This window comes from Janthinobacterium sp. RA13, assembly GCF_000745325.1.
Classification (GTDB): Bacteria; Pseudomonadota; Gammaproteobacteria; order Burkholderiales; family Burkholderiaceae_D; genus Janthinobacterium; species Janthinobacterium rivuli.
On sequence record NZ_JQNP01000001.1, the window covers coordinates 2,192,303 to 2,212,556 of the forward strand.

The window sequence follows — 20,254 nt, forward strand, 5'->3', positions numbered from 1 at the left end:
GATTGCCTGCTCAGTGCGCTTAGGCGAAGCCGCCCTTGACGGCGCGCGCCAGCGAGCGCTGCACGATCAGCTTGTGGAAAGGCCGGATCACCAGAATGTAGGCGCGCCCCACCCCATTATGGCAATGCACGACGCTGGACATGGTGACGCTGCCATGCGGCCCCGCATCGCGGTTGCGCAGCACCGACAGGCGGAAATCCAGGTGGCTGTCATCCTCGCCCACGATGATTTCATCGTCACTGACGGCAAAGATGCGGAAGATGCCGATGCGCTTGCCTGGCCGGGCTTCCATCTGCCTGGCCGTGCGGATGCCGAAGCGCGCCACGATGGCGTCGCGCACCACCATCAGCTTGCGCGCCCAGCCCGGCTGGCTGCCCAGCAGCACGCGGGCCAGGCTTTCCATGTCCATCTGGCGCGCCTGCGCGGTCGGCAGGTCGACGGCATACGCGTCGGCCAGGTGACTGCCCGGGTACAAGGGGGCGATGCTGGCGCCGGGCGGCAAGGCCACGGCGCGTACAGCGTTGTTCATCTCTTGCATGTGCTCTCCATGTGTTCAGTGATAACATGAGCATCATACACGACAATGTGAACAGCGATAACATAGAATGACAAGCCCAAGTACTTACCATCACGGCAACCTGCGCGACACCCTGGTCGCCGCCACCATCGCGCAACTGGCGCAGCAGCACGACGCCACCCTCTCGCTGCGCGAACTGGCGCGCTCGGTGGGCGTGTCGATCGCCGCCGTGTACCGCCACTTCCCCAGCAAGGAAGCCTTGCTGGCCGACGTGGCGGCGGCCGGTTTCGCCAGCCTGATCGCCAAGTGGGAGGCAGAACTGCCGCCGCAGGGCAGCCTGCCCTCCGAACAGCGTTTTCAGCTGCTGGGCCAGCAATACATCGAATTCGCCCTGGCCGCACCGGCCCACTACAGGCTGATGTTTGAGCACCAGGACGTGCGCCAGTTCCCCGCCCTGCTGGAAGCGGCGCAGGCGTGCTTTCAGTACGTGCTGCAAACGGCCGGCGCGGCCGTGCGCGAAGCGGGCCTCGATGCGCGCTGGGACAAGGCCGCCGCCAGCGCCGGCTGGTCGCTGGGCCACGGCTACGTGATGCTGCTGCTGAGCGGCCGCCTGGCCATGGCGGACGGCGGCGACGATTTATCGCCCGCGATGGTGCCGCGCTTTTTCCAGTTGCCGGTGGAGGCGTTGCGGCAGGCGCATCAGCAAGCGGGAGAACAGCAATGACGGCCATCGCCAGATGCGCCGGCTGATCATGCAACATCCCATGGAACCATCCATTGTCCCGGGCACCGAGGGCTATGCAGACAATGCAGGGCAGCTCATCGCCCGATACGACAGCGTTGCCTTCCTGGACAAGTACCGCCCCGTTGCTCATCTCTTGCCGACGCGAGCAAGCAGCGTGCTCGACATCGGCGCCGGGACAGGCGGCGACGCGGCGTGCCTGGCAAGCCTGGGGCACACAGTGGTCGCGCTTGAGCCCGTTGCCGCATTCCGCGCAGCGGGCATGCAGGCGCACGCCCCGGCCAACATCGAATGGGTGAACGATAGCCTGCCCGCCCTGTCTGCGATAGGTGCGCGCCAAACCAGGTATGACCTGATTGTCGTCGCGGCCGTCTGGATGCATCTGGCAGCGGAAGAAAGAATGGAGGCGATGGGCAATATCAGCATATTACTCAAGCCCGGCGCAATGCTCGTCATGTCCCTGAGGCATGGACCAGCCCCTGAAGGCCGTCGCATCTTTGATGTATCCGCCAGTGAAACGGCAGAGCTCGCAATGCGGCATCAGCTCAAAGTGATACTGAATACGCAGGCGCCATCCGTGCAACTGCAGAATCGTCAGGCGGGGGTGAGCTGGTCCTGGCTTGTTTTTGAGAAATGATTCAAGCTGAAGCAGCATGCGCCAGGGAGTTGGCACGGCGCGCAGTCAGCCGAATCTAGCCATTATTTTTGAAACGCCGTCAATTTATGCACAATATTTATGCACAATATATCGTTAGACACGCTCTCCGTGATTGCCCGGCAATGCCTTGCGCTCACCTGTTTGCAACGCTTTTGCCAGCAGCATGCCCTTCACCATCCCGCCCTGTCCGCGTTCACCGGCCACGTGTGGAAAGTGGCGCAGCTCGCGCCTGGGGATTTTGCTGCGTGGGAACGCGGCTTTGCTGCCCTGGCCGTGAACGGCATGGGCGATCCCTGGCCCGATGACATCCGCATGGCCATCCCCGGGCATCTGCTCGGCGCGCTGGAGGAACTTGTTCAGCATGTGCTGGAAACGAGCGCCTGTAGCTGGTATGGCGACGACCTTCCGGCCAGCCGGCGGCAGCTGGAAGCCGTCCTTGCCATCTGTGCCAGGCATGACGTGGCGGTGCCGCAGCTTGCGCACTATGCGCAGCACGATGCGGCGCTGCGCGGCGGCTGGGGGCCGGTGCTGACGGACGAAGAAGTCAGAACCTGGCAAGCCCTGATATAACATGCGGCAGGCAACTGATCGAGCAGCCGCTCCTCTTCATGCGTACCGGCATCGACTTGCGTGACCACGGTCCGCAATCGCGCGCCTGTCCTGATTTGCTCGAAAGCATGGCACAGCTGGCCAATTGCCGGCACGTCGGCTTCCATGCACGCGTTCGTGTCAAAGCTCAGCGAAAGGGGCCGGCGTTGAAGGCAAAGGCTGACAATGCCTGATCCTTGAAGGGGGAGGCGCCCAGCACTGCCAGCGACGCGCTGCGGCAAGCGGGTCGTCCATCGTGAGCAATGACCTTGCACGATGGCAGGAATCGGGTAATCTATGCCCATCTCAATGTATAGAACGGCGACGATGAAGCGTGCAGAAGCGAGCGTTGACATGCTGTCCGGGCGCTTGCCGGCCAGCGATGAAGCACAGCGGCAAGGGCTGGCTCCCCTGCCCCTGCCATTCATCCACCAGGCAGAGGACGGCATGGCGCCTGCGCTGCAGATCACCGTCCTGCATTTCCAGCCCTATCCATTCCAGAGTGACGCCTTCCACGCGCATGGCATCGCCCTGCCCGCCGCCATCGCGCGCAGCGTGCCAAAACGGCAAGCGGAGTATTTTTTCGGCCGGCTGGCAGCGCGCGCCGCGCTGGCGCGCCTCGGCATCGTCGACGCGCAGATCGGCACCGGCGCCTCGCGCCAGCCTTTGTGGCCAGCCGGCGTGGTCGGCAGCATCAGCCACGGCGGCGGCTATGCCGCTGCGGTGGCCTTGCCGGCGCAGCGGCACGAAGCCATCGGCATCGACATTGAAGCGGTGGTCGGTGTGGAGATGCGCGAAGCCTTGCTGAGCACGGCGATCGGCCTGCCCGAGCTTGCCCTGCTGCATCAGCTCAACAGTGTGAACGCCCTGGAGTTTTTGATGACGGTGGTGTTTTCCGCCAAGGAAAGTTTTTTCAAGGCCGCCTTTCCCACGGTCGGCTACTATTTCGACTTTACCGCCGTGACACTGACCGCATTCGACGAGGCCAGGCGCACCCTGACGTTTCGGATCAACCAGACGCTGTCGCCGCGCCTGCACGCCAGCGCCCGGTTTTCCGTAGATTACGACTTGCTCGATGCGCACACCGTCATCACGCACTGCGGCTGGCGCGGATGGGTGTGATTCCTGACTAGGATCCCTGCGACGTGGACGTGACGAATATTTCGCGCATGCACACGCTCTGCGGCAGTTGGTAGGCAAACGCGATGATGCCGGCCACATCTTCCGGAGCCAGCAGGGAGTCGAGCGTGCCCAGCCACTCCTCGAACATGGCGCGGGCGGACGCCGAGGTCGTGCTGCGCAACAGGGGCGTATCGACCACGCCGGGCGAGACGGTGCTGACGCGGATGTTGTGCTCAGCCATGTCCAGCCCCAGCGCCGCCGTATAGCCGTGGACGGCAAATTTGGAAGCGCAATAGCCGGCATGCATGGGAAACGCCTGGCGGCCGGCAATCGAGCTGACATTGAAGACCGTGCCGCGCCGCTGGCGCAGCATGCCTGGCAACACACTCTGAACCAGGTTGACGCTGCCGACGACATTGGTATTGATCATCTCGGCAAACTCCGCCGCGTCCTGCCCGGCGGCCGCGGCCAGCCGCATGATGCCCGCGCTGTTGACCAGGCAGTCGACGGTGCCATGGCGCTGCTCCGCCTGGCGCACGGCGTCCTGGACTGCCTGCGCATCGCCCACGTCCAGCGCGGCACAGATGGACTGCGGCAAGTCCAGCGCCTCCAGTGCCGCCTTGCGGCGGCCGATCAGCAGCAGCGGATGGCCGGCGGCGCTGAACTGCCGCGCCACCGCCGCGCCGATCCCGGAACCGGCGCCGCTCACCACGACGAGCGGGCGGCTCAACTGGCCATCCTGGCCGGACGTTTGCGCTGGGCGCGATCCTGCACGTCGGCATACATTTCCTTGACCGCATTGGCGGTGAAATGCGCCATGTATTCGTCGAAGCCGCCTTTTTGCACGATAGGCAGCGGCGGCACGGGCAGCTTGCCGAGCAGGGCCTGGTACAGCGGGGCAATCGGATCGTTCTTGTGCGCCTGGCGGAAACCGTTGGCCGTCACCGCGGCGTTCTCGGCGCCCGAAATCGACGCGGTAGGCGTCATGTCCTCGGGGCTGACGCCGATCTGCGTCTTGACGAACTGCATGTGCTCGTCGCGCCAGGTGCGCACGTATTGATGCATATACACCACCTGGCGCAGTATGTCGGCGCGCGGGTCGCCGTGCTGCTGCAGCAACGCCAGCACGATCTGCTGCAGCCGCTCGTCGTCGCCTGCCAGCTGTTCATCCATCGCCGCCAGTTGCAGGCGCAGGGCTTTGACCAGCGACGGATAAATCGTCAGGAACAAGCCCTTGCGCAAGTTGTGCGAATGCGAGCCGCTGGTGATGCCGAGCGCCGGGCGGATGGCGAAATACGCTTTCGGGCTGAGCGTGCGGACGATGGGACGGATGTTGTCGGTCACCACTTGCAGCAGCTTGCTGCACAGCGCCAGCGAGCGCGCATGCGTGCCGAACGTGGCTTGCTCGTTGCCCAGCAAGGCAACGATGATCTCGCTGGACACTTCATTGACCAGGCCCACCAGCACTTCGCTGATCTGGTGATAGGCGCGAAATTGCATCAGGCAGGTCGGATCCTTGAGGTCGACGCAGTTGACCGCTTCGCGCACTTCATCATTTTGAATCAGGCGCTGATAGAACAGGCCAGCGTCCTCGCCCGCCTCGCGCCGCACGCCGGGCAGGCGCACCTGCTCCATGGCGCTGAGCCAGATCGACTCGTAATTGCTGTTGACGAAGCTGTGGAAGAAGACAAAACGCTGCGGATCGTCGAGATCCTTGTCGCCCAGATCGCTGTACTGCTCTGTGGCCTCGGCCCGCAGGATGGCGTGCATGCGCGCGGCCTGCACCAGATAATCCTGGAAGACGACCGAATCGCGGATGCTGATGCTGTCGCCCTGCTGGCCGCCCTGGTCCACCTGCACCAGCAACTGGGACAGGCTGTACAGGGTTTCGTGGAAACGATTGGCCCAGCCGATCTTCAGCGACGCGTCGGCCATGTGGCCGCGCTTGACGTCGTCCGTGATGCGGCGCGCCAGCACCACCAGATTATTCAGGCAAATCTCGGCGCCACGGAAGATGGCGATGGCCGCGCGGGCCGGCACCGCATGGCCGCTATTGTTGATCAGGCGGTCCAGGTACTTAATGCCATGCAATAACTCGTAGTTGGCCAGCACGGCAGTACAGTCGATCTCGCCATTCGTGGCGAATGCGGCACGGCGATGGCGGATTTCCTCTTCGTCAAAGGATTTGGCCAGCAGCTTGGTGGTGGCGTGTTCCTCGGTGACCGGCAAATTACTTTTGCTCTGCAAATACGCGCGCACATCGTCCAGAATGGCTTGCGTGGCGGAGACGGTTGGGGTTTCCATTAAATTCCTCATAGGGCGACAAGGTCAGGGCTGCAGGCAGCAGCCGGCGGGCGAATCGCGGACAAGTATAGAAATCTCTCCCCTGCGCCGAAACTGTCATTTCCTCCAGTTATACGGGGAACCCATCTGTAGTCCAATGGCCCGCTCCAACCGCCCCTACTACACTGGATCCCCGCATGAGTCCTTCATCTTCACGCGACACCCTGCAACAACTGCGTCAGCACATGGCGCGGCTGTACGGCCTGCCGGTGCAACTCAGCCTGCTGGCGGCCCTGCTGCACGCCTGCCAGCACATCTACGGACAACGCACGCAAATATTGCTGCACTGGGCGGGACTGCCCTTGACGCCGGCCGGCGACGACGCGTCGGCCTGGCTGCGGCAACTGCTGGACGCCTGCGAAGCGCCGGCGGCGGGCAGCGCCCCCGGCCGCCCCGCGCAGGCATTGACGCTGGCCAGGATCGAAGTGCGCACGCCCCAGCGCAGCGTGATACTGGCGCCGTGCGATCCGATGCCATCCGACGACTGGAGCATCCGCGGCGCGCCCGGCGGAGAGGCGCTGCAACAGGCCTGGCAACAGGCCGCCGCCACGCTGGCGCAAACGCTGGAGGCCGAATCGCTGGTCGAACTGTCGCGCGCGCTGGGCCTGCCGCCGGCCGCCAAGCCGCAGCCGGCGCTGTACCTGGTGCATGGCGCCGACGGCAGCGCGGCGCCCTTCGCCGCCCTTGCCGCCCGCCTGGATTGCCGCGTGTTCGCGTTCAACCTGCGCCAGGCCGGGCGCCGCCAGCCAAGCATACAGGCCCTGGCGGCGCACTACGTCAGGCGCATGCTGAGCGGCCCGCCCGCGGCGGCCTACCGCATCGGCGGCCATTCCTTCGGCGCCATCGTCGCTGCCGAAATGGCGACGATATTGCGCAGCGTCGGCAAGCAGGTCGACCAGGTGGTGCTGCTGGATCCGTCGCTGGCCATGGCCGCGCGCGACCGCCAGAGCGACGCCGGCAACGAAATGCTGACCCTGTATCTGGCCCTGCATCCCGAGATGACCGAGCAGCAAGTCACAGGACACATGGATGCCGATGAACTGGCCGCGCGCATCGCGCAGCGCATGCCCAAGGGCCGCATCGACGAAGTGTTAAGCAACCGCCACGCCTGCCTGGCCCTGCTGCAGCGCTACCGGCCGACGCCGGGCGGCGCCGACGGCGCCAGCTGCCTGCGCCTGCATGCCCGCCAGCCTTTCATCGCCAGCTGGAACGCGGCGGCCATGGCGCACCGCCAGCCCGGCATCGAAGTGCCGGGCAACCATTTTTCCATGCTGGCCGAGCCCCATGCCGGCAGCCTGGCCCAACTGATACAAACGCACCGAGACTCCAACCATGACCACTCCTTACACTCCTGAATATCCCCATCAGCTGGTCGAGCGCCAGGCCCGCCTGACACCCGCGCTGCCAGCCCTGTGCTCGGCCGCCGGCAGCGTGTCGTATGGCGAACTCAATGCACGCGCCAACCGCCTGGCGCGGCTGCTGCAAACGGTGCATCAGGTGCGGCCGATGGACAGCGTCGCCGTCTGCAGCGCGCATGAGCCAAGCCGTTCGCTGCTGTTGCTGGCGCTGGCCAAGTGCGGCGCCGTGTACGTGCCCGTGGATATCGAATGCCCCACCGAGCGCCTGCAGCGCATAGCGCAACAGGCCGGCGTGCGCCTGCTGCTGACGGCGCTGAGCGAGCGCCGCATGGCGGCCGAGACCACGCTGAACGTGCTGCCGTGCGCGCAAGCCGAGCTCGCTGCCCGCGACCTGTCCGACGCCGACATGGCGCCGCTGGTGCCGGTGACGGCGCCGCTGTACATCATCTTCACCTCCGGCTCGACGGGCCAGCCCAAGGGCGTCGCCGTCTCGCACGCCGCCGCCTACAACCATTTCAGCTGGATCGTGCGCTACCTGAACGTCACGGCCGGCGACTGCTGGCTGCAAAGCATACATCCGTGCTTCGATCCATCGATGCATGAATTGATGGCGCCGCTGATGGTCGGCGCCCGCATCGCCTTCCTCGGCGGCGAGCGCAACATCGACGGCGACCGCATCGTCGACGCCATCGAGCGCCACCAGGCGACCCACATGACCACGGTGCCTACCATGCTCACCCTGATCCTGCAAACGCCGGGCGTGGAGCGCTGCACCTCGATGCGCGCGATGTGCGTCGGCGGCGAGGTCTTCCGGCCGGCGCTGGCGGCACGCGCCAGCGCGCTGCTGCCGGCGGCCGGCATCTACAACGTCTACGGCCCCACGGAAGCGACCATCATGGCCAGCGCCTGGCGCTACGACGGCCAGCCCGCCGATTCGCTGCCGATAGGCGAGCCGGTGCCGCACACGCGCTTTTACCTGCGCGACGGGGAAGGCCGGGTGCATCGGCTCAGTCCCTTCCTCGAAGGCGAGCTGTGCATCAGTGGCGCCGCGCTGGCCAACGGCTATGTCAACGATGCGGCCGAAACGGCGCGCAAATTCATCGCCAATCCGCTGCCGGAGCCGGAAGCGCCGCAGCTGTACCAGCGCCTCTACCTGACCGGCGACGTCTGCCGCGTCGACGCCGACGGCGAGCTGCATTGCATCGGCCGCGTCGATGACCAGGTCAAGGTCAACGGCCAGCGCGTCGAACTGGCGGAAATCGAGGCCACGCTGCTCGATTCCGGCCTGCTGGACGACGTCACCGCCCTGCTGGCGGGCACACGCCTGGTCGCGGCGCTGGTGCCGGGCGCGGGCGCCGCCGACGACGCCCGCTGGCTCGAGCGCCTTGCCGCCCACGCCGCCCGCGCCCTGCCGCCCGCCTGGTTGCCCAGGCAATACCTCCCGCTACGCGAAATCCCGCGCCAGGCACTGAGCGGCAAGGCGGACCGCAAAGCCTTGCAGGCGATGTTCGCCAGCGACAACGTGGCGGCGCCCCTGCCGCACGCCGCGCGCGACTCCGCGCAGGCGGGCGCCTGCATAGAGCGGCTGGCGGCGGCCCTGGCCGACACCCTGGGCATGCCTGGCGCCGCGCTGGAGCACGACCTGCCGTTTGCCGAACTGGGACTCGATTCGCTCGGCGTGCAAGTGTATGCGCTGCGCGTGAGCACGGACTTCGGCGTGCGCCTGCGTGCCGAGGAACTGTTTGAATTCTTCACGCTGGAACTGCTGGCGCAAGCCATCGCCGCGCGGCAGGACAGCAGCGCCGACTCCCTGGCCCACGCCGGGGCATAAGGATGAGCATGCAAACCAGCAGCGATATCTGCATCATCGGCGGCGGCATCAGCGGCCTGTATCTGGCGCTGCGGCTCAAGCGCAGCGCGCCGCAATTGCGCATCCAGCTGTTCGAGGCGCTGGAGGCGGTCGGTGGCCGCGTGCAGACCGAACCCATGTTGAGCGGCCAGTTCCGCGCCGAATTCGGCGCCGTGCGCATCGAACCGGACCTGCAGCCCTTGATGGACCAGTTTGTGCAGCAACTGGGCATCGCCACCAGCGCCATCACCTCGCATGAAGCTTGCTCGGCGATCCGGCCCGACCTGACGCGCCTGACGCCGGCCGAACGGGCCGTGGCCGAGCAGGCCGCCGGCGGCGACGTCGCCTGGGCGCTGCTGTGGCATGGCATCGCGCAGGTCATCGGCACGCAATGGCCGCTGGCCAGCGACCATCTGGAACGTCCGGCCCGCGCTGAGGAAAAGGCCAGCTTCCGGCGCCTGGCGCAGTTTGGCGGACGCCCGCTGTACCAGCAGGGCATGTGGAACGTGCTGAGCGAGGTGCTGAGCCATGAAGCCGTCGAATTCACCCGCGAAAAAGGCGCGTTCTACAATTTCAAGAACCAGAATCCCAACGCCGCCGACTGGATCTGCCAGCTGCTCGACATGCGCCTGATGCAGCGCCCCTCGTACATTCCGCAGGGCGGCATGCAGGCGCTGATCGACGCCGCCGAACAGGCCGTGCGCGCGGCCGGCGTCGAGATCCATGTGCGCCACCAGTTGCTGGCCTTTGGCGAACGCGCCGATGGCGCACTCGATCTGCAGTTGCTGCATGACGGCGAACGCGTGACGCTGCGCACGCGGCGCCTGATCCTGGCCCTGCCGCGCAGCGCCCTGGAAGCGCTGGCGCCGTCGCTGCCCGCGCCGGTGCAGGCCAGCCTGGACGCCGTGCTGTGCTTCCCCATCGTCTGGGCCTCGTGCGTGATGGCCGATCCCTGGTGGGCGCCCGGTACCCCGCCCGGCAGCGGCGAAGGCGCCACCACCCGCGCCGCCCATTTCGAGTCGCATCCCGAGCAGCCCGAAGCCTACGGCCTGGCGATGTTCTACAACGACGACCCCTGGTGCCACTACTGGGCCAACCTGACCGACACGCCAGGCGCGCGCTTCCCGCACAAGGGCCGGCCGGTGCACAGCAGCGACGAGCGCCTGCGGCAAGCCCTGGTGCGCACCTTGCAGCAGACCTTTGGCCGCGACGACGAGCCGCAGCTGCTCGAATGGGGCTTGTGCGACTGGAGCGCGGCGCCGTTCGGCGCCGGTGTGCATTTCTGGAAACCCGGACGCGATTCGGAACAGGTGATGCGCACCCTGGCCGCATTCGCCCTCGGCGACGACGGCCGCGCGCCGCAGGTGCATATCTGCGGCGAGGCCTATTCCGACTTCCAGGGCTTTTTCGAAGGCGCGCTGCGCTCGGCCCAGCGCGTGCTGCAGGCGCTGCCGGCGAACGCGACTTCCTCCCATCAAGGATCAGACCATGAATGCCACTAATCTCCCCGCCCCGAGCGACATCGCCATCGTCGGCATGGCTTGCGAACTGCCCGGCCAGGCCGATACCCTGGCCGGTTTCGAACATGTGCTGATGCACGGCATCGACGCCACCAGCGCCTTGCCAGCCGAGCGCTTCGACAGCGCCACCCGCGACGGCCTGGCCGCCGCCGCCCGCCATGGCGGCTATCTGCAACGCTCGCCATGGATGTTCGACGCCGGCTGCTTCGGCATCGCGCCCAAGGAGGCCGCCTACATGGATCCGCAGCACCGCCTGCTGCTCGAATGCGCCTACCACGCGCTCGAGGATGCCGGCCTCGATCCGGCGGCGCTGCGCGGCAACCCGTGCGGGGTGTTTGTCGGCGTCAGCACCAGCGATTTCGGCCGGCGCATGGCGGCCAGCGGCGACTACAACGGCTACCTCAGCCGCGGTGCGCTGGGCAGCATGGCGGCCGGCCGGCTGTCCTACCATTTCGGCCTGGAAGGCCCCAGCCTGGTGGTCGACACGGCCTGCTCGTCGTCGCTGGTGGCGCTGCACCAGGCCGTTTCAGCGCTGCGCGAAGGGCGTTGCAGCATGGCCATCGTGGCGGGCGTGTCGCTGATCCTGGCGCACGACTACAGCGCCGACCTCGCCGCTGCCGGCATGCTGGCGGCCGACGGCCGCTGCAAGCCCTTCACCCGCCATGCCGACGGTTTCTCGCGCGGCGAAGGCGTCGGCGCCATCGTGCTGCTGCCGGCCGCCGACGCGGCGGCGCGCGGCATGCGCGCGTACGCCCACGTGCTCGGCAGCGCCATCAACAGCGATGGCCGCAGCAACGGCATCACCGCGCCATCGAAAAGCGCCCAGCGCCGCCTGATGGAACAGGCGCTGCACAGCGCCGGCCTGACGCCGGCACAGGTGTCGCACATTGAAACCCACGGCACCGGCACCGCGCTGGGCGACCGTATCGAACTGGACGCGCTGGGCGAGGTATTCGGCCGGCGCGACACGCCGCTGTTCCTCGGCGCCGCCAAGGCCAACATCGCCCACTGCGAGGGGGCCGCCGGCATTGCCGGCATCATCAAGATGGCGCTGAGCCTGCATCGGCGCCGCATCGCGCCGCACTGCTTTGCGCACGATATCGATGCGGCCGTCGCCAGCGCACTGCCGCAGGCGGTGCTGCCCGCGCAAGCGCTGGCCTGGCCCGGCGACAGCCGCCGCATCGGCGGCGTCAGCTCCTTCGGCATGAGCGGCAGCAATGCCCACGTGCTGCTGGGCGAAGCGGCCGACGCGCCGCTGGCGGCGCCGGAGGTCGCGGCCGACGGCCCGCAGCTGCTGCAGCTGTCGGCCCGCAGCACCGGGGCACTGCAGGCCCTGGCGCAAGACTATGCTGGCTGGCTGGCGCAGCCGGACGCTCCCGCCGCCGCGGCCGTCTGCCACGCTGCGCTGTTCCAGCGGCAACAGTGGAACCAGGCCCGGCTGTCAGTCGCGGGCAACAATGCATCCGAACTGGCAGCGCAACTGCTCCGGCGCCTGGACACGCCCTTGCGCCCCCGCCCGGCCTCGGCGCGGGTCGCACTGGTATTTACCGGCCAGGGCAGCCAGTACACCAACATGGCGCGCCAGCTGTACCAGCAAAATACCCTGTTCCGCTCACTGCTGGAGCCGCTGGCCGCCCGCCTCGACCATCTGGCGGGCGAGGATACGCACATCCTCGACGCACTGTTTGCCGGCGACGCCGGGCTGCGCCAGCCGAGCGGACGCGAGCGTCAACGCAGCGCCCAGCTGTCGCTCTTCCTGATCGAATATGCGCTGGCCGAATTCTGGCGCGCGCTGGGCTTGCGGCCGGTGGCGGTGCTGGGCCACAGCGTTGGCGAATACGCCGCTGCCTGCGTGGCCGGCGTGATGGACTTCGACGTGGCCGTGCGCATGCTGCTGGCCAGGGCCGACGCCATGGAAGCGGCCTGCGCCGCCAGCGACTCGGCCATGCTGGCCGTGGCCGCCACGCCGCAGCAGCTGGCACCGTTGCTGGCGCGCATCTGCGCCAACGAACCGGCGCTCTGGATCGCCGTGCGCAATAGCGCCCAATCGGTGGTGGTGGCGGGCCGCGCCACGGCGCTCGCGCAACTGTCCCAAGCCGCCGCGGACGCCGGCCTGGTTTGCACGCCGCTGGCCACGCGGGGCGCCTTCCACACGCCGCTGATGGCGCCGGCCGCCGCGCAATTCGCCGCCGCCTGCGCGGCGATCGCGCCGGCGCTGCGCGCGCCGGCCGCCGCCGTGCGCTTTTATAGCTCGGTCGACAGCGACGACCCGGCCGCGCTGGAGCAAGGCGTCGATCAGCTGCGCTACTGGAGCGAGCAGATTCAGACGCCCGTCAATTTTGCCGACGCCATTGCCCGCCTGCTGGCGGACGGGCCGGACCTGGTGCTGGAAATCGGCCCGCGCGCCGTGCTGACCCCATTGACGGCCAGCGCCGCGCGCCTGGCCGGCCGCGCCATCGTCTGCCTGCCCAGCCTGGACATGCGTCACGACGACGTGCCCACCGTGCTGCGCGCGCTGGGCAGCCTGAGCGAACATGGCGCGCTCGATCCACGCCAGGCGATGCGGCAATTCGCCGTCCAGGCAGAACGCCCCGTGCCAGCCGGACTGCCGCTGTACCCGTTCCAGCGCGAGCACGTCCAGCCAGCGTCGTGGCAAACCAGCCTGCCGGCCCTGGGCAGCGCCGCCATGGTGCCAGTGCCGCCCGTCGCGGCGCTGGCGATACGCCATGAACTGAGCCTCGACCCGCAGGCCGGCGACAGCTGGCTGCAGCAGCACGTCATCGATGGCGCCGCCGTCCTGCCCGGCATGTACTACCTGTCCAGCGCCTTCAGCCTGGCGCAGCGCTGGCTGCCGCAGGCGGCGGATGCCGCTGCGCAGCAATTGACACTGCGCGACCTGCTGATCCATCAGCCGCTGGCGCTGGCGGCCGACGCCCCTGCCGCGCTGACGGTGGACATCGGCGGCCCGGATACACGGCAGTCGTATCAGCTGCGCTACAGCGCGCCCGGCCATGCGCGGGCGCTGCACGCCGAAGTGCGCGCCGGCTGGAACGCAATGCCACAGCCCGACAACGCGGACGCCCCGGGAGCGGCGGCGCAGTGGGACGATGCCGCGCCCTTCTATGACCATTACCGTGCCCGCGGCGTCAGCTATGGCCCCCTGTTCCAGCGGGTGCAGGCCAGCCACCGGGTATCGGATAGCGAACTGTGGGGACGCATCCTGCCGCCGGAGGCGCCCACGGCCAGCCTGCCGCTGTGGCACGCGGCCCTGCTCGACAACTGCCTGCATACCCTGGGCATCTGCGCCGGCGACCCGCAGCAGGCCTACGTGCCGGTGTCGGTGGGCAGCGCCTGGTTCGACGCCAGCGCGGCCTGGAACGCCAGCATCCTTTGCCAGGCCGTGCTGCGGCCGGCGCCCGCCGGTTTCCTCGATGGCGAACTGCGGCTGTATTCCGGACAGGGCCGCTGCATCGGCGTCTTGAGCGAAGTGAGCTGCGCGGCCCTGGGCGCCGCGGCCATGCCTGCCGCCCTGCCGCTGCACGCGGTCGACTGGGTGGCGTACACGGCGCCCGCAGGCTTGCCGGCCCGGCCCGCCGCCGGCGAGCAATGGTTGCTGGCAGCGGCCGCCAACAGCAGCTTGCCGGCGGCATGCGTGCAATGGCTGGCGGAGGCCGACGTGCATACCCGCCATGCGCAGTGGGACGCCGACGGCAAGCTGCATGGCGCGGAATCGGCCACGGCACCGCTGCGCACCATCCTGGTATTGCTCGACCCGGCCCACCCGCAGCCGGCGGATGCGGCTGCACTGGCGCACTGGGTACGCAACTGGCGCGAAACGCTGCAAGTGCTGCTGGACCGGCAGCCCGGCCAGCCTTTGCAGCTGTGCCTGGCCGAGGTGGCCGCGCACGCCGATGGCGAGGCCGCGCACACCCGCCGCGCCCTGGCGCAAGCGCTGGCAACGAATTTGCGCAGCGAACTGCCGGCGCTTGACGTCAGTTGGCTGGACAGCGACGCCGGTGGCGCAGCCATCGCCGCCGCGGCCTGCGCCGTGCGGGCGCAGCCGGCGGGACTGGCCGACGGCGGCATCGCCGCCAGCCTGTGGCGGCTGCGCGCCGGCATTCTGGCGCAACGGCGCACGCTGCGCGTGGCGCAGCCCACGGCGCCGGACCAGCCTTGCTGCCGCGCCGACGGCACCTACTGGATCAGCGGCGTTTTCGGCGGCATAGGCCGCCACCTGGCCGAGCACCTGGTGCGCCATGCTGGCTGCCGCAGCCTCGTCCTCATTACCCGCGCGGCGCCAACGGAGGAACAACAGGCCTGGCTCGCGCAACTGGCCACGCAGGGCGTGGCGCTGCAACTGCTGCTGGCGGACCTGAACGATACGGCGTCGGCCAGCGCCGCGCTGGAAGCGTGCGGCGCGCCCATGCACGGCCTGTTCCACCTGGCCGGCAGCCTGGATGACCGCCCCATCGGCGACATCGACGCGGCGCAATTGCAGCAAGTGCTCGGCGCCAAGCTGGGCGGCGCATGGCTGCTGCACCGGCACGCCGCGCGGCATGCGGAACTCGACTATTTTGTCCTGTTCTCGTCGCTGGCCGCGCTGCTGGAATCGCCAGGCCAGCTCGCTTATACGGCCGCGAATGCGGGATTGCAGCTGCTGGCGGCGCAACGCCGGCACGATGGCCTGCCCGCCACCGTGATCGACTGGGGACCGTGGGACGGCGCGGGCATGATGCGCGGCCTGACGCAGGGCAAACGTTCGCGCGCGCTGCGCCAGCTGGCACCGATGGCGCCGGCACGCGGCTGCGCCACGCTCGCCGCGCTGCTGGCCGGCCCGGAACGCGACGGCCATTACGCCGTGTACGCGCTGGCGCCCGCCGCCGCGGCAGGCCAGGAGCAGCCATGCGCCAGCGCCGGCACGAACGCGGACGGCGACCTGCTGGCCCAGCTGATCGCCAGCGAAACAGGACATGCCGCCAGCACGCTCGACGAGCAGGCGACGCTGGAACAGCTGGGCCTTGATTCGGTGGGCCTGATCCGCATTCGCAGCGAACTGCAAAGCCAGCTGGGCCACAGCATCCCCGTGGCGCTGCTGCTGGCGGGCGGCACGCTGGCGGAACTGCGGCAACGCCTGGCCGGCCTGCAGCCGGCGGCCGCCGCGCAGGCACCCGACACCGTCCCGGCCGCCGGGCCGGCCACGCCGCGCATTCCCCTGTCGCCCGGGCAGTTTTCGCTGTGGTACGAACAGCAGCGCCAGGATGCGGGCAACGCCTATCAATGCGCCATCGGCTGGCGCATCGACGGCACCGGCCTGGACATGGCGGCCCTGCAGGCCCGCTGGGAGGCACTGATCGCCGCGCACGAATTGCTGCGCGCAACCGTCGATGGCGGCGACCAGGAGACGGGACCCGCCTATGTCGTGCATGCGCCAGCCACGGTCCAGGCGGCCAACGCCATCCGGCAACAGCCGGTGCAAGATGAGGCGGCGGCGCTGGCGCACATCGCCGACATGCTGGCGATGGCCCCTTCGCTGCACGACAGCTTTGCCACGCGCGTGACGCTACTGCGCGCGCACGACGGCACCGGCTACCTGGTACTGAGTTCCAACCATGTGCTGATGGACGCCAGCGCCATGTTTTACGTCGGCCAGCAACTCGCCGGCGCCCTCTGCGGACTGGCGCCGGCCGACAGCCCCGGACCGGTGGCGCAGTACCGCGACTTTGCCGCCAGCCAGCGCCAGCTCGGCGCGGACGCCGTGGCGCAAGCGGCAGACCACATCGCGCCACAGCTGCTGGCGCAAGACGGCAGCCTGCTGCGTCTCGATTTGCCGTATGAGCGCACGCCGGCGCCGTCGGCCGCGGGCGACAGCGTGGCGATTCCCCTGTCCGCCGAAGCGATGCAGCGGCTGCGCGCCCTGCCCGCCAGCCGCCGCGCCAGCGTCTGCCTGGCGGCCTGGCTGCTGCTGCTGGCGCGCTACAGCGGCCAGCAGCGCGTGCTCACCGGCGTGGCGTTCAACGGCCGCACCCAGCAACGCTGGCGTCACACGGTCGGCCACTTCGTCAATGTGCTGCCGCTGGTGCTCGACATCGACGAAAACGGCAACAGCACGGCGCTGGAACGCAGCGTCTCGGGCGCCCTGTTCGACCTGCTCGATTTCCAGGATATTCCGCTGGCCCAGCTGATGCGCGACGAGCGGCTGAAGGCGGCCGTGCAGGGCCACGATCCCCTGCAAAGCTATTTCAACTTCTTCGACGCCACGGAAATGCATCTGGAGGCAGGCGCCGCCAGACTGACGCCGCTGACGATCCCGCAACAGCTGGCGCAGTTCGACCTGAGCCTCTGGATCACGCAATACCAGGGGCATTGGGACATGCTGCTGAAGTTCCGCTGCAGCGCCTTCAGCCAGCCCACCATGGCGCGCATGGCAGCGCACTATGCGGCGCTGCTGGCGCAGCTGGCGGCCGGCAGCGACGACGCCGTGGCGCACCTGTCGATGCTGTCGGCTGCCGAACAGCACTGCCTGCTGGGCGGCCAGGGTCCAGGCACGGCGCCGCTCGCCGCCGCCACGCCGGCCGGTGCGCGGGCATTGCCGGTATACCAGCAATTCCTGCTGCAGGCCGAACGCCATCCCGCGGCCGTGGCGCTGGAATGGGACGCGCATAGCCTCAGCTATGCGCAATTGCGGCACCATGTCCAGCAGCTGGCCTCGCAACTGGCGGCGCTGGGCATCGGCAAGGAGCACACGGTCGGCCTGATGATGCCGCGCGCGACCTGCCCGGAATCGGTGATCGCGATTCTGGCGCTGTGGCAATGCGGTGCCGCCTATGTCGCGCTGGACCTGCAGCATCCGCCGCAACGCTCGCTGTACATGCTGCAGACGGCACGCTGCGCCTTGCTGCTGACGGCTGGCGAACGCCCCGGCACGGAGATGCAGGCGCTGCTGCGGGCGCAGGCGCAACTGGGCGTGCTGGAAATCGTCCTCGGGCAAGCGCTGTCGGTGCAGGTGCGGCAGGCGGTCGTGGTGCCGCCGGCCGAGCGGCTGGAGCCGAACAGCCCGTATGCGGACGGCGGCGGCGACCTGGCGTATGTGCTGTACACCTCCGGCAGTACCGGCATGCCCAAGGGCGTGCTGGTCGAGCATGCGGGCCTGAGCGAGCGCCTGGCGTGGATGGCGGAATATTTCAGCTTTGGCCCCGGCGACAAGTTCCTGCAAGGCACGGTGCTGACGTTCGACATTTCCGTCCCGGAGTACTGCCTGCCGCTGATCTGCGGCGGCACCGTGGTGCTGCTGCCGCATGGCGCCGCTGGCAGCGCGCACGTGGCCGCCTGCCAGGCGCACGGCGTGACGATGATGAGCACCGTACCGTCGCTGCTCAACCTGCTGGTCACCGAGCTGGCCGCCTGCCACAGCCTGCGTCACGTCATCTCCGTGGGCGAGGCGCTGATGCGGCCCGTGGTGCAACAATGGCTGGCCTCTGGCACGGCAACGGTGCTGCACAACCTGTATGGCCCGACCGAAGCCACCATCTACGCCACCTTCCATGCCTGCCGCGCCTTGCCGCACGGCAGCGGCGCACTCATCGGCAAGCCCTGTCCCGGTGTCAATTGCTGGGTGCTGGACAAGCTGGGACGGCCGGTACCGGCGGGCGTGGCAGGTGAACTGTACCTGGGCGACAGCGGGGTCGCACGCGGCTACATCGGCACGGTGCGCCAGCCCGATCCGTTCTACGGCAATCCGCAGCAGACGCCGCAGCGGCGCATCTACCGCACGGGCGACATCGTCAGATGGACCGCCGAGGGCGAACTGGACTACATTGGCCGCAATGATTTCCGCGTCAAGCTGCGCGGCCAGCTGATCGAACTGGGCGAGATCGAGCATGCTCTGCTGGCGCAGCCCGGCGTCCAGCATGCGTGTGCGCTGGTGATGGAAATCGGCCAGCCCGGTGCGACGACACGCCAGATCATGGCGGCCGTGATCGCCCGCACGCAAGCCGATGCCGCGTTGCTGCAACGGCTGCGCCAGCGGCTGCCCGAGTACATGCTGCCATCGCAACTGTTCCAGTTCGACGCCTTCCCGCTCAACAGCAGCGGCAAGGTCGACCGCGCGGCACTGAGCGCCCTGTTGACGCAGCGGCTGGCACAGCAGCGCGAGCAGCGCCTGCCCGCCACGGCGGCGGCCCTGACGCCGCTGCAGCAGCGCATCTGTGCGCTGTGGCAGGAATTGCTGCAAGTGCCGGTGGTGGACGTCGACGAGAACTTTTTCCAGCTGGGCGGCGATTCGCTGGTGCTCACGCGCATGGTGCTGGCCGTGGAACGCACGCTGGGACTGCGCATCCAGTTCGGCCGTTTCGTCAGCAATCCCACCATCAACGGCTTGCTGGCGGCCGATGCGGCCGAGGATACGGCACCGCCCCGGCGCGCCTACGCGGCCGACCTGGAACGCATGGGCGATCTGCCGCCATTTCCCGCTGGCGCCACGCCGGGCAAGGCCGTGATGCTGACCGGCGCCAGCGGCCACCTCGGCATGCATCTGCTGCACGCGCTGCTGAACGAAAGTTCGGCCAGCATCGTCCTGCCGCTGCGTGGCGACGACGGCATGGCGCGCCTGGCGGCCCGCTATCGCCGCCTGTTCCATGCGGACTTGCCGTCGCAACGGCTGAGCGTGCTGCAGGCCGACCTGGCCTTGCCGTCGCTGGGCATGTCGGCCGCCGACTACGCCGCCTGCCGCGCCAGCGTCGGCCAGGTGATCCACGCGGCGGCGCACGTGAATCACGCCGCCGACTATGGCTCCATGCGCGACGGCAACGTGGGCGCCACCCGCAATGTGCTGCTGTTCGCGGCGCAGGCCGGCGCGGCGCACGTGCATCATATGTCGACCCAGTTCACCGAGCTGGCCGACTTGCCGGAAGCGCCGCTGGCCGCCTCCAGCCTGGAAGCAATCGCTTCCGGCTACGAGCAGTCCAAGCTGGCGGCCGAGCTGCAAGTGACGCAGGCGATGGCACTGGGCTATCCGGCCACGGTGTACCGCCTGCCCCTGATGTTCGACGACAGCGACACGCGCCTGTACACGCAAAACCACTTTGTCGCGCTGGCCGTCAAATGCCTGCAGATGGATGCCTACCCGGATCTGCCGATGCCCGTCACGCTGCTGCCCACGGCGCTGGTGGCCAGTTACGTGGCAAGGCGCAGCAAGTTGTGCACGGCGCCGGGGGTACGCAACCTCAGCCTCGGGCCCTTGGCGTTCGACACGCTCGCCGCGGCCCTGCGCCCCACGCTGCAGGCCACGCCTGCCGCGCGCTGGGTCGAGCGCAGCAGGCAGGAGACGGCGGAAGACGATCCCTTCTTCCGCCTGCTGCCGCTGTATGCCGACCTGGGCGAGCCGCAGCCCGCGCAGGCGCCGTCGCGGCAGGTGGCCAATGACGAGTTCCTGCGCGAACTGGCGCAACTCGAACTGCGCGAGGTACGCGACGCCGCCACGCTGCACAACTTTGCCGTCAGCAGCCTGCGCCGCCTGGCCCAGGCAACCGATTAACGCCTTGCCGGCCGGGGTGCAGCCG

The 20,254-nt window shown here is 68.5% G+C and carries 11 protein-coding genes; 8 read left to right on the forward strand and 3 right to left on the reverse strand.

The window, feature by feature from the left end; translation table 11 throughout:
- Positions 1–19 precede the first annotated feature (19 nt).
- A complete protein-coding gene (locus FG13_RS09650) occupies positions 20–538 on the reverse strand; it encodes a DUF2867 domain-containing protein (protein ID WP_035820406.1) in 519 nt (172 codons plus the stop codon).
- Positions 539–605: 67 nt separating this feature from the next.
- On the opposite strand from FG13_RS09650, the gene FG13_RS09655 reads away from it, so the two are divergent.
- From FG13_RS09655 to FG13_RS09670, 4 genes are all read left to right on the forward strand, one after another.
- A complete protein-coding gene (locus FG13_RS09655; RefSeq protein ID WP_051958841.1) occupies positions 606–1,241 on the forward strand; it encodes a TetR/AcrR family transcriptional regulator in 636 nt (211 codons plus the stop codon).
- A gap of 40 nt (positions 1,242–1,281) precedes the next feature.
- On the forward strand, positions 1,282–1,896 hold the full coding sequence (locus FG13_RS09660; RefSeq protein ID WP_035820408.1) for a class I SAM-dependent methyltransferase: 615 nt from the start codon (positions 1,282–1,284) through the stop codon (positions 1,894–1,896).
- Between the two features lie 99 nt (positions 1,897–1,995).
- Positions 1,996–2,487, forward strand: coding sequence for a hypothetical protein (locus FG13_RS09665; RefSeq protein WP_152598728.1), 492 nt, complete (start codon positions 1,996–1,998; stop codon positions 2,485–2,487).
- Between the two features lie 345 nt (positions 2,488–2,832).
- A complete protein-coding gene (locus FG13_RS09670) occupies positions 2,833–3,627 on the forward strand; it encodes a 4'-phosphopantetheinyl transferase family protein (RefSeq protein ID WP_161784170.1) in 795 nt (264 codons plus the stop codon).
- A 7-nt stretch (positions 3,628–3,634) separates the two neighbouring features.
- On the opposite strand, the gene FG13_RS09675 is transcribed toward FG13_RS09670, so the two are convergent.
- Entirely contained in the window at positions 3,635–4,357 is a 723-nt protein-coding gene (locus FG13_RS09675) for an SDR family oxidoreductase (RefSeq protein ID WP_035820412.1), read from the reverse strand.
- Positions 4,354–5,931, reverse strand: a complete 1,578-nt coding sequence (locus FG13_RS09680; RefSeq protein ID WP_035820413.1) for a hypothetical protein — start codon at positions 5,929–5,931, stop codon at positions 4,354–4,356. The genes FG13_RS09675 and FG13_RS09680 overlap by 4 nt, the downstream gene beginning before the upstream one ends.
- A gap of 176 nt (positions 5,932–6,107) precedes the next feature.
- Between FG13_RS09680 and FG13_RS09685 the strand changes: the two genes are divergently transcribed.
- The 4 genes from FG13_RS09685 to FG13_RS09700 are packed head-to-tail and all read left to right on the forward strand — an operon-like array spanning position 6,108 to position 20,229.
- A complete protein-coding gene (locus tag FG13_RS09685) occupies positions 6,108–7,325 on the forward strand; it encodes a thioesterase domain-containing protein (RefSeq protein ID WP_081922512.1) in 1,218 nt (405 codons plus the stop codon).
- Positions 7,303–9,159, forward strand: coding sequence for a non-ribosomal peptide synthetase (locus FG13_RS09690; RefSeq protein ID WP_035820418.1), 1,857 nt, complete (start codon positions 7,303–7,305; stop codon positions 9,157–9,159). Before FG13_RS09685 ends, FG13_RS09690 begins: the two co-directional genes overlap by 23 nt.
- An 8-nt stretch (positions 9,160–9,167) precedes the next feature.
- On the forward strand, positions 9,168–10,679 hold the full coding sequence (locus FG13_RS09695; protein ID WP_161784171.1) for a flavin monoamine oxidase family protein: 1,512 nt from the start codon (positions 9,168–9,170) through the stop codon (positions 10,677–10,679).
- Positions 10,666–20,229 (forward strand): hybrid non-ribosomal peptide synthetase/type I polyketide synthase, encoded by a 9,564-nt coding sequence (locus FG13_RS09700; protein WP_035820424.1) that lies wholly within the window; start codon positions 10,666–10,668, stop codon positions 20,227–20,229. Before FG13_RS09695 ends, FG13_RS09700 begins: the two co-directional genes overlap by 14 nt.
- Positions 20,230–20,254: the final 25 nt, after the last annotated feature.

Coding starts and splice junctions, on each gene's coding strand:
- FG13_RS09670 (WP_161784170.1), top strand. CDS start 2,833: ATGAAGCGTGCAGAAGCGAGCGTTGACATGCTGTCCGGGCGCTTGCCG.
- FG13_RS09660 (WP_035820408.1), top strand. CDS start 1,282: ATGGAACCATCCATTGTCCCGGGCACCGAGGGCTATGCAGACAATGCA.
- FG13_RS09650 (WP_035820406.1), bottom strand. CDS start 538: ATGCAAGAGATGAACAACGCTGTACGCGCCGTGGCCTTGCCGCCCGGC.
- FG13_RS09680 (WP_035820413.1), bottom strand. CDS start 5,931: ATGGAAACCCCAACCGTCTCCGCCACGCAAGCCATTCTGGACGATGTG.
- FG13_RS09655 (WP_051958841.1), top strand. CDS start 606: ATGACAAGCCCAAGTACTTACCATCACGGCAACCTGCGCGACACCCTG.
- FG13_RS09700 (WP_035820424.1), top strand. CDS start 10,666: ATGAATGCCACTAATCTCCCCGCCCCGAGCGACATCGCCATCGTCGGC.
- FG13_RS09685 (WP_081922512.1), top strand. CDS start 6,108: ATGAGTCCTTCATCTTCACGCGACACCCTGCAACAACTGCGTCAGCAC.
- FG13_RS09690 (WP_035820418.1), top strand. CDS start 7,303: ATGACCACTCCTTACACTCCTGAATATCCCCATCAGCTGGTCGAGCGC.
- FG13_RS09665 (WP_152598728.1), top strand. CDS start 1,996: ATGCACAATATATCGTTAGACACGCTCTCCGTGATTGCCCGGCAATGC.
- FG13_RS09695 (WP_161784171.1), top strand. CDS start 9,168: ATGCAAACCAGCAGCGATATCTGCATCATCGGCGGCGGCATCAGCGGC.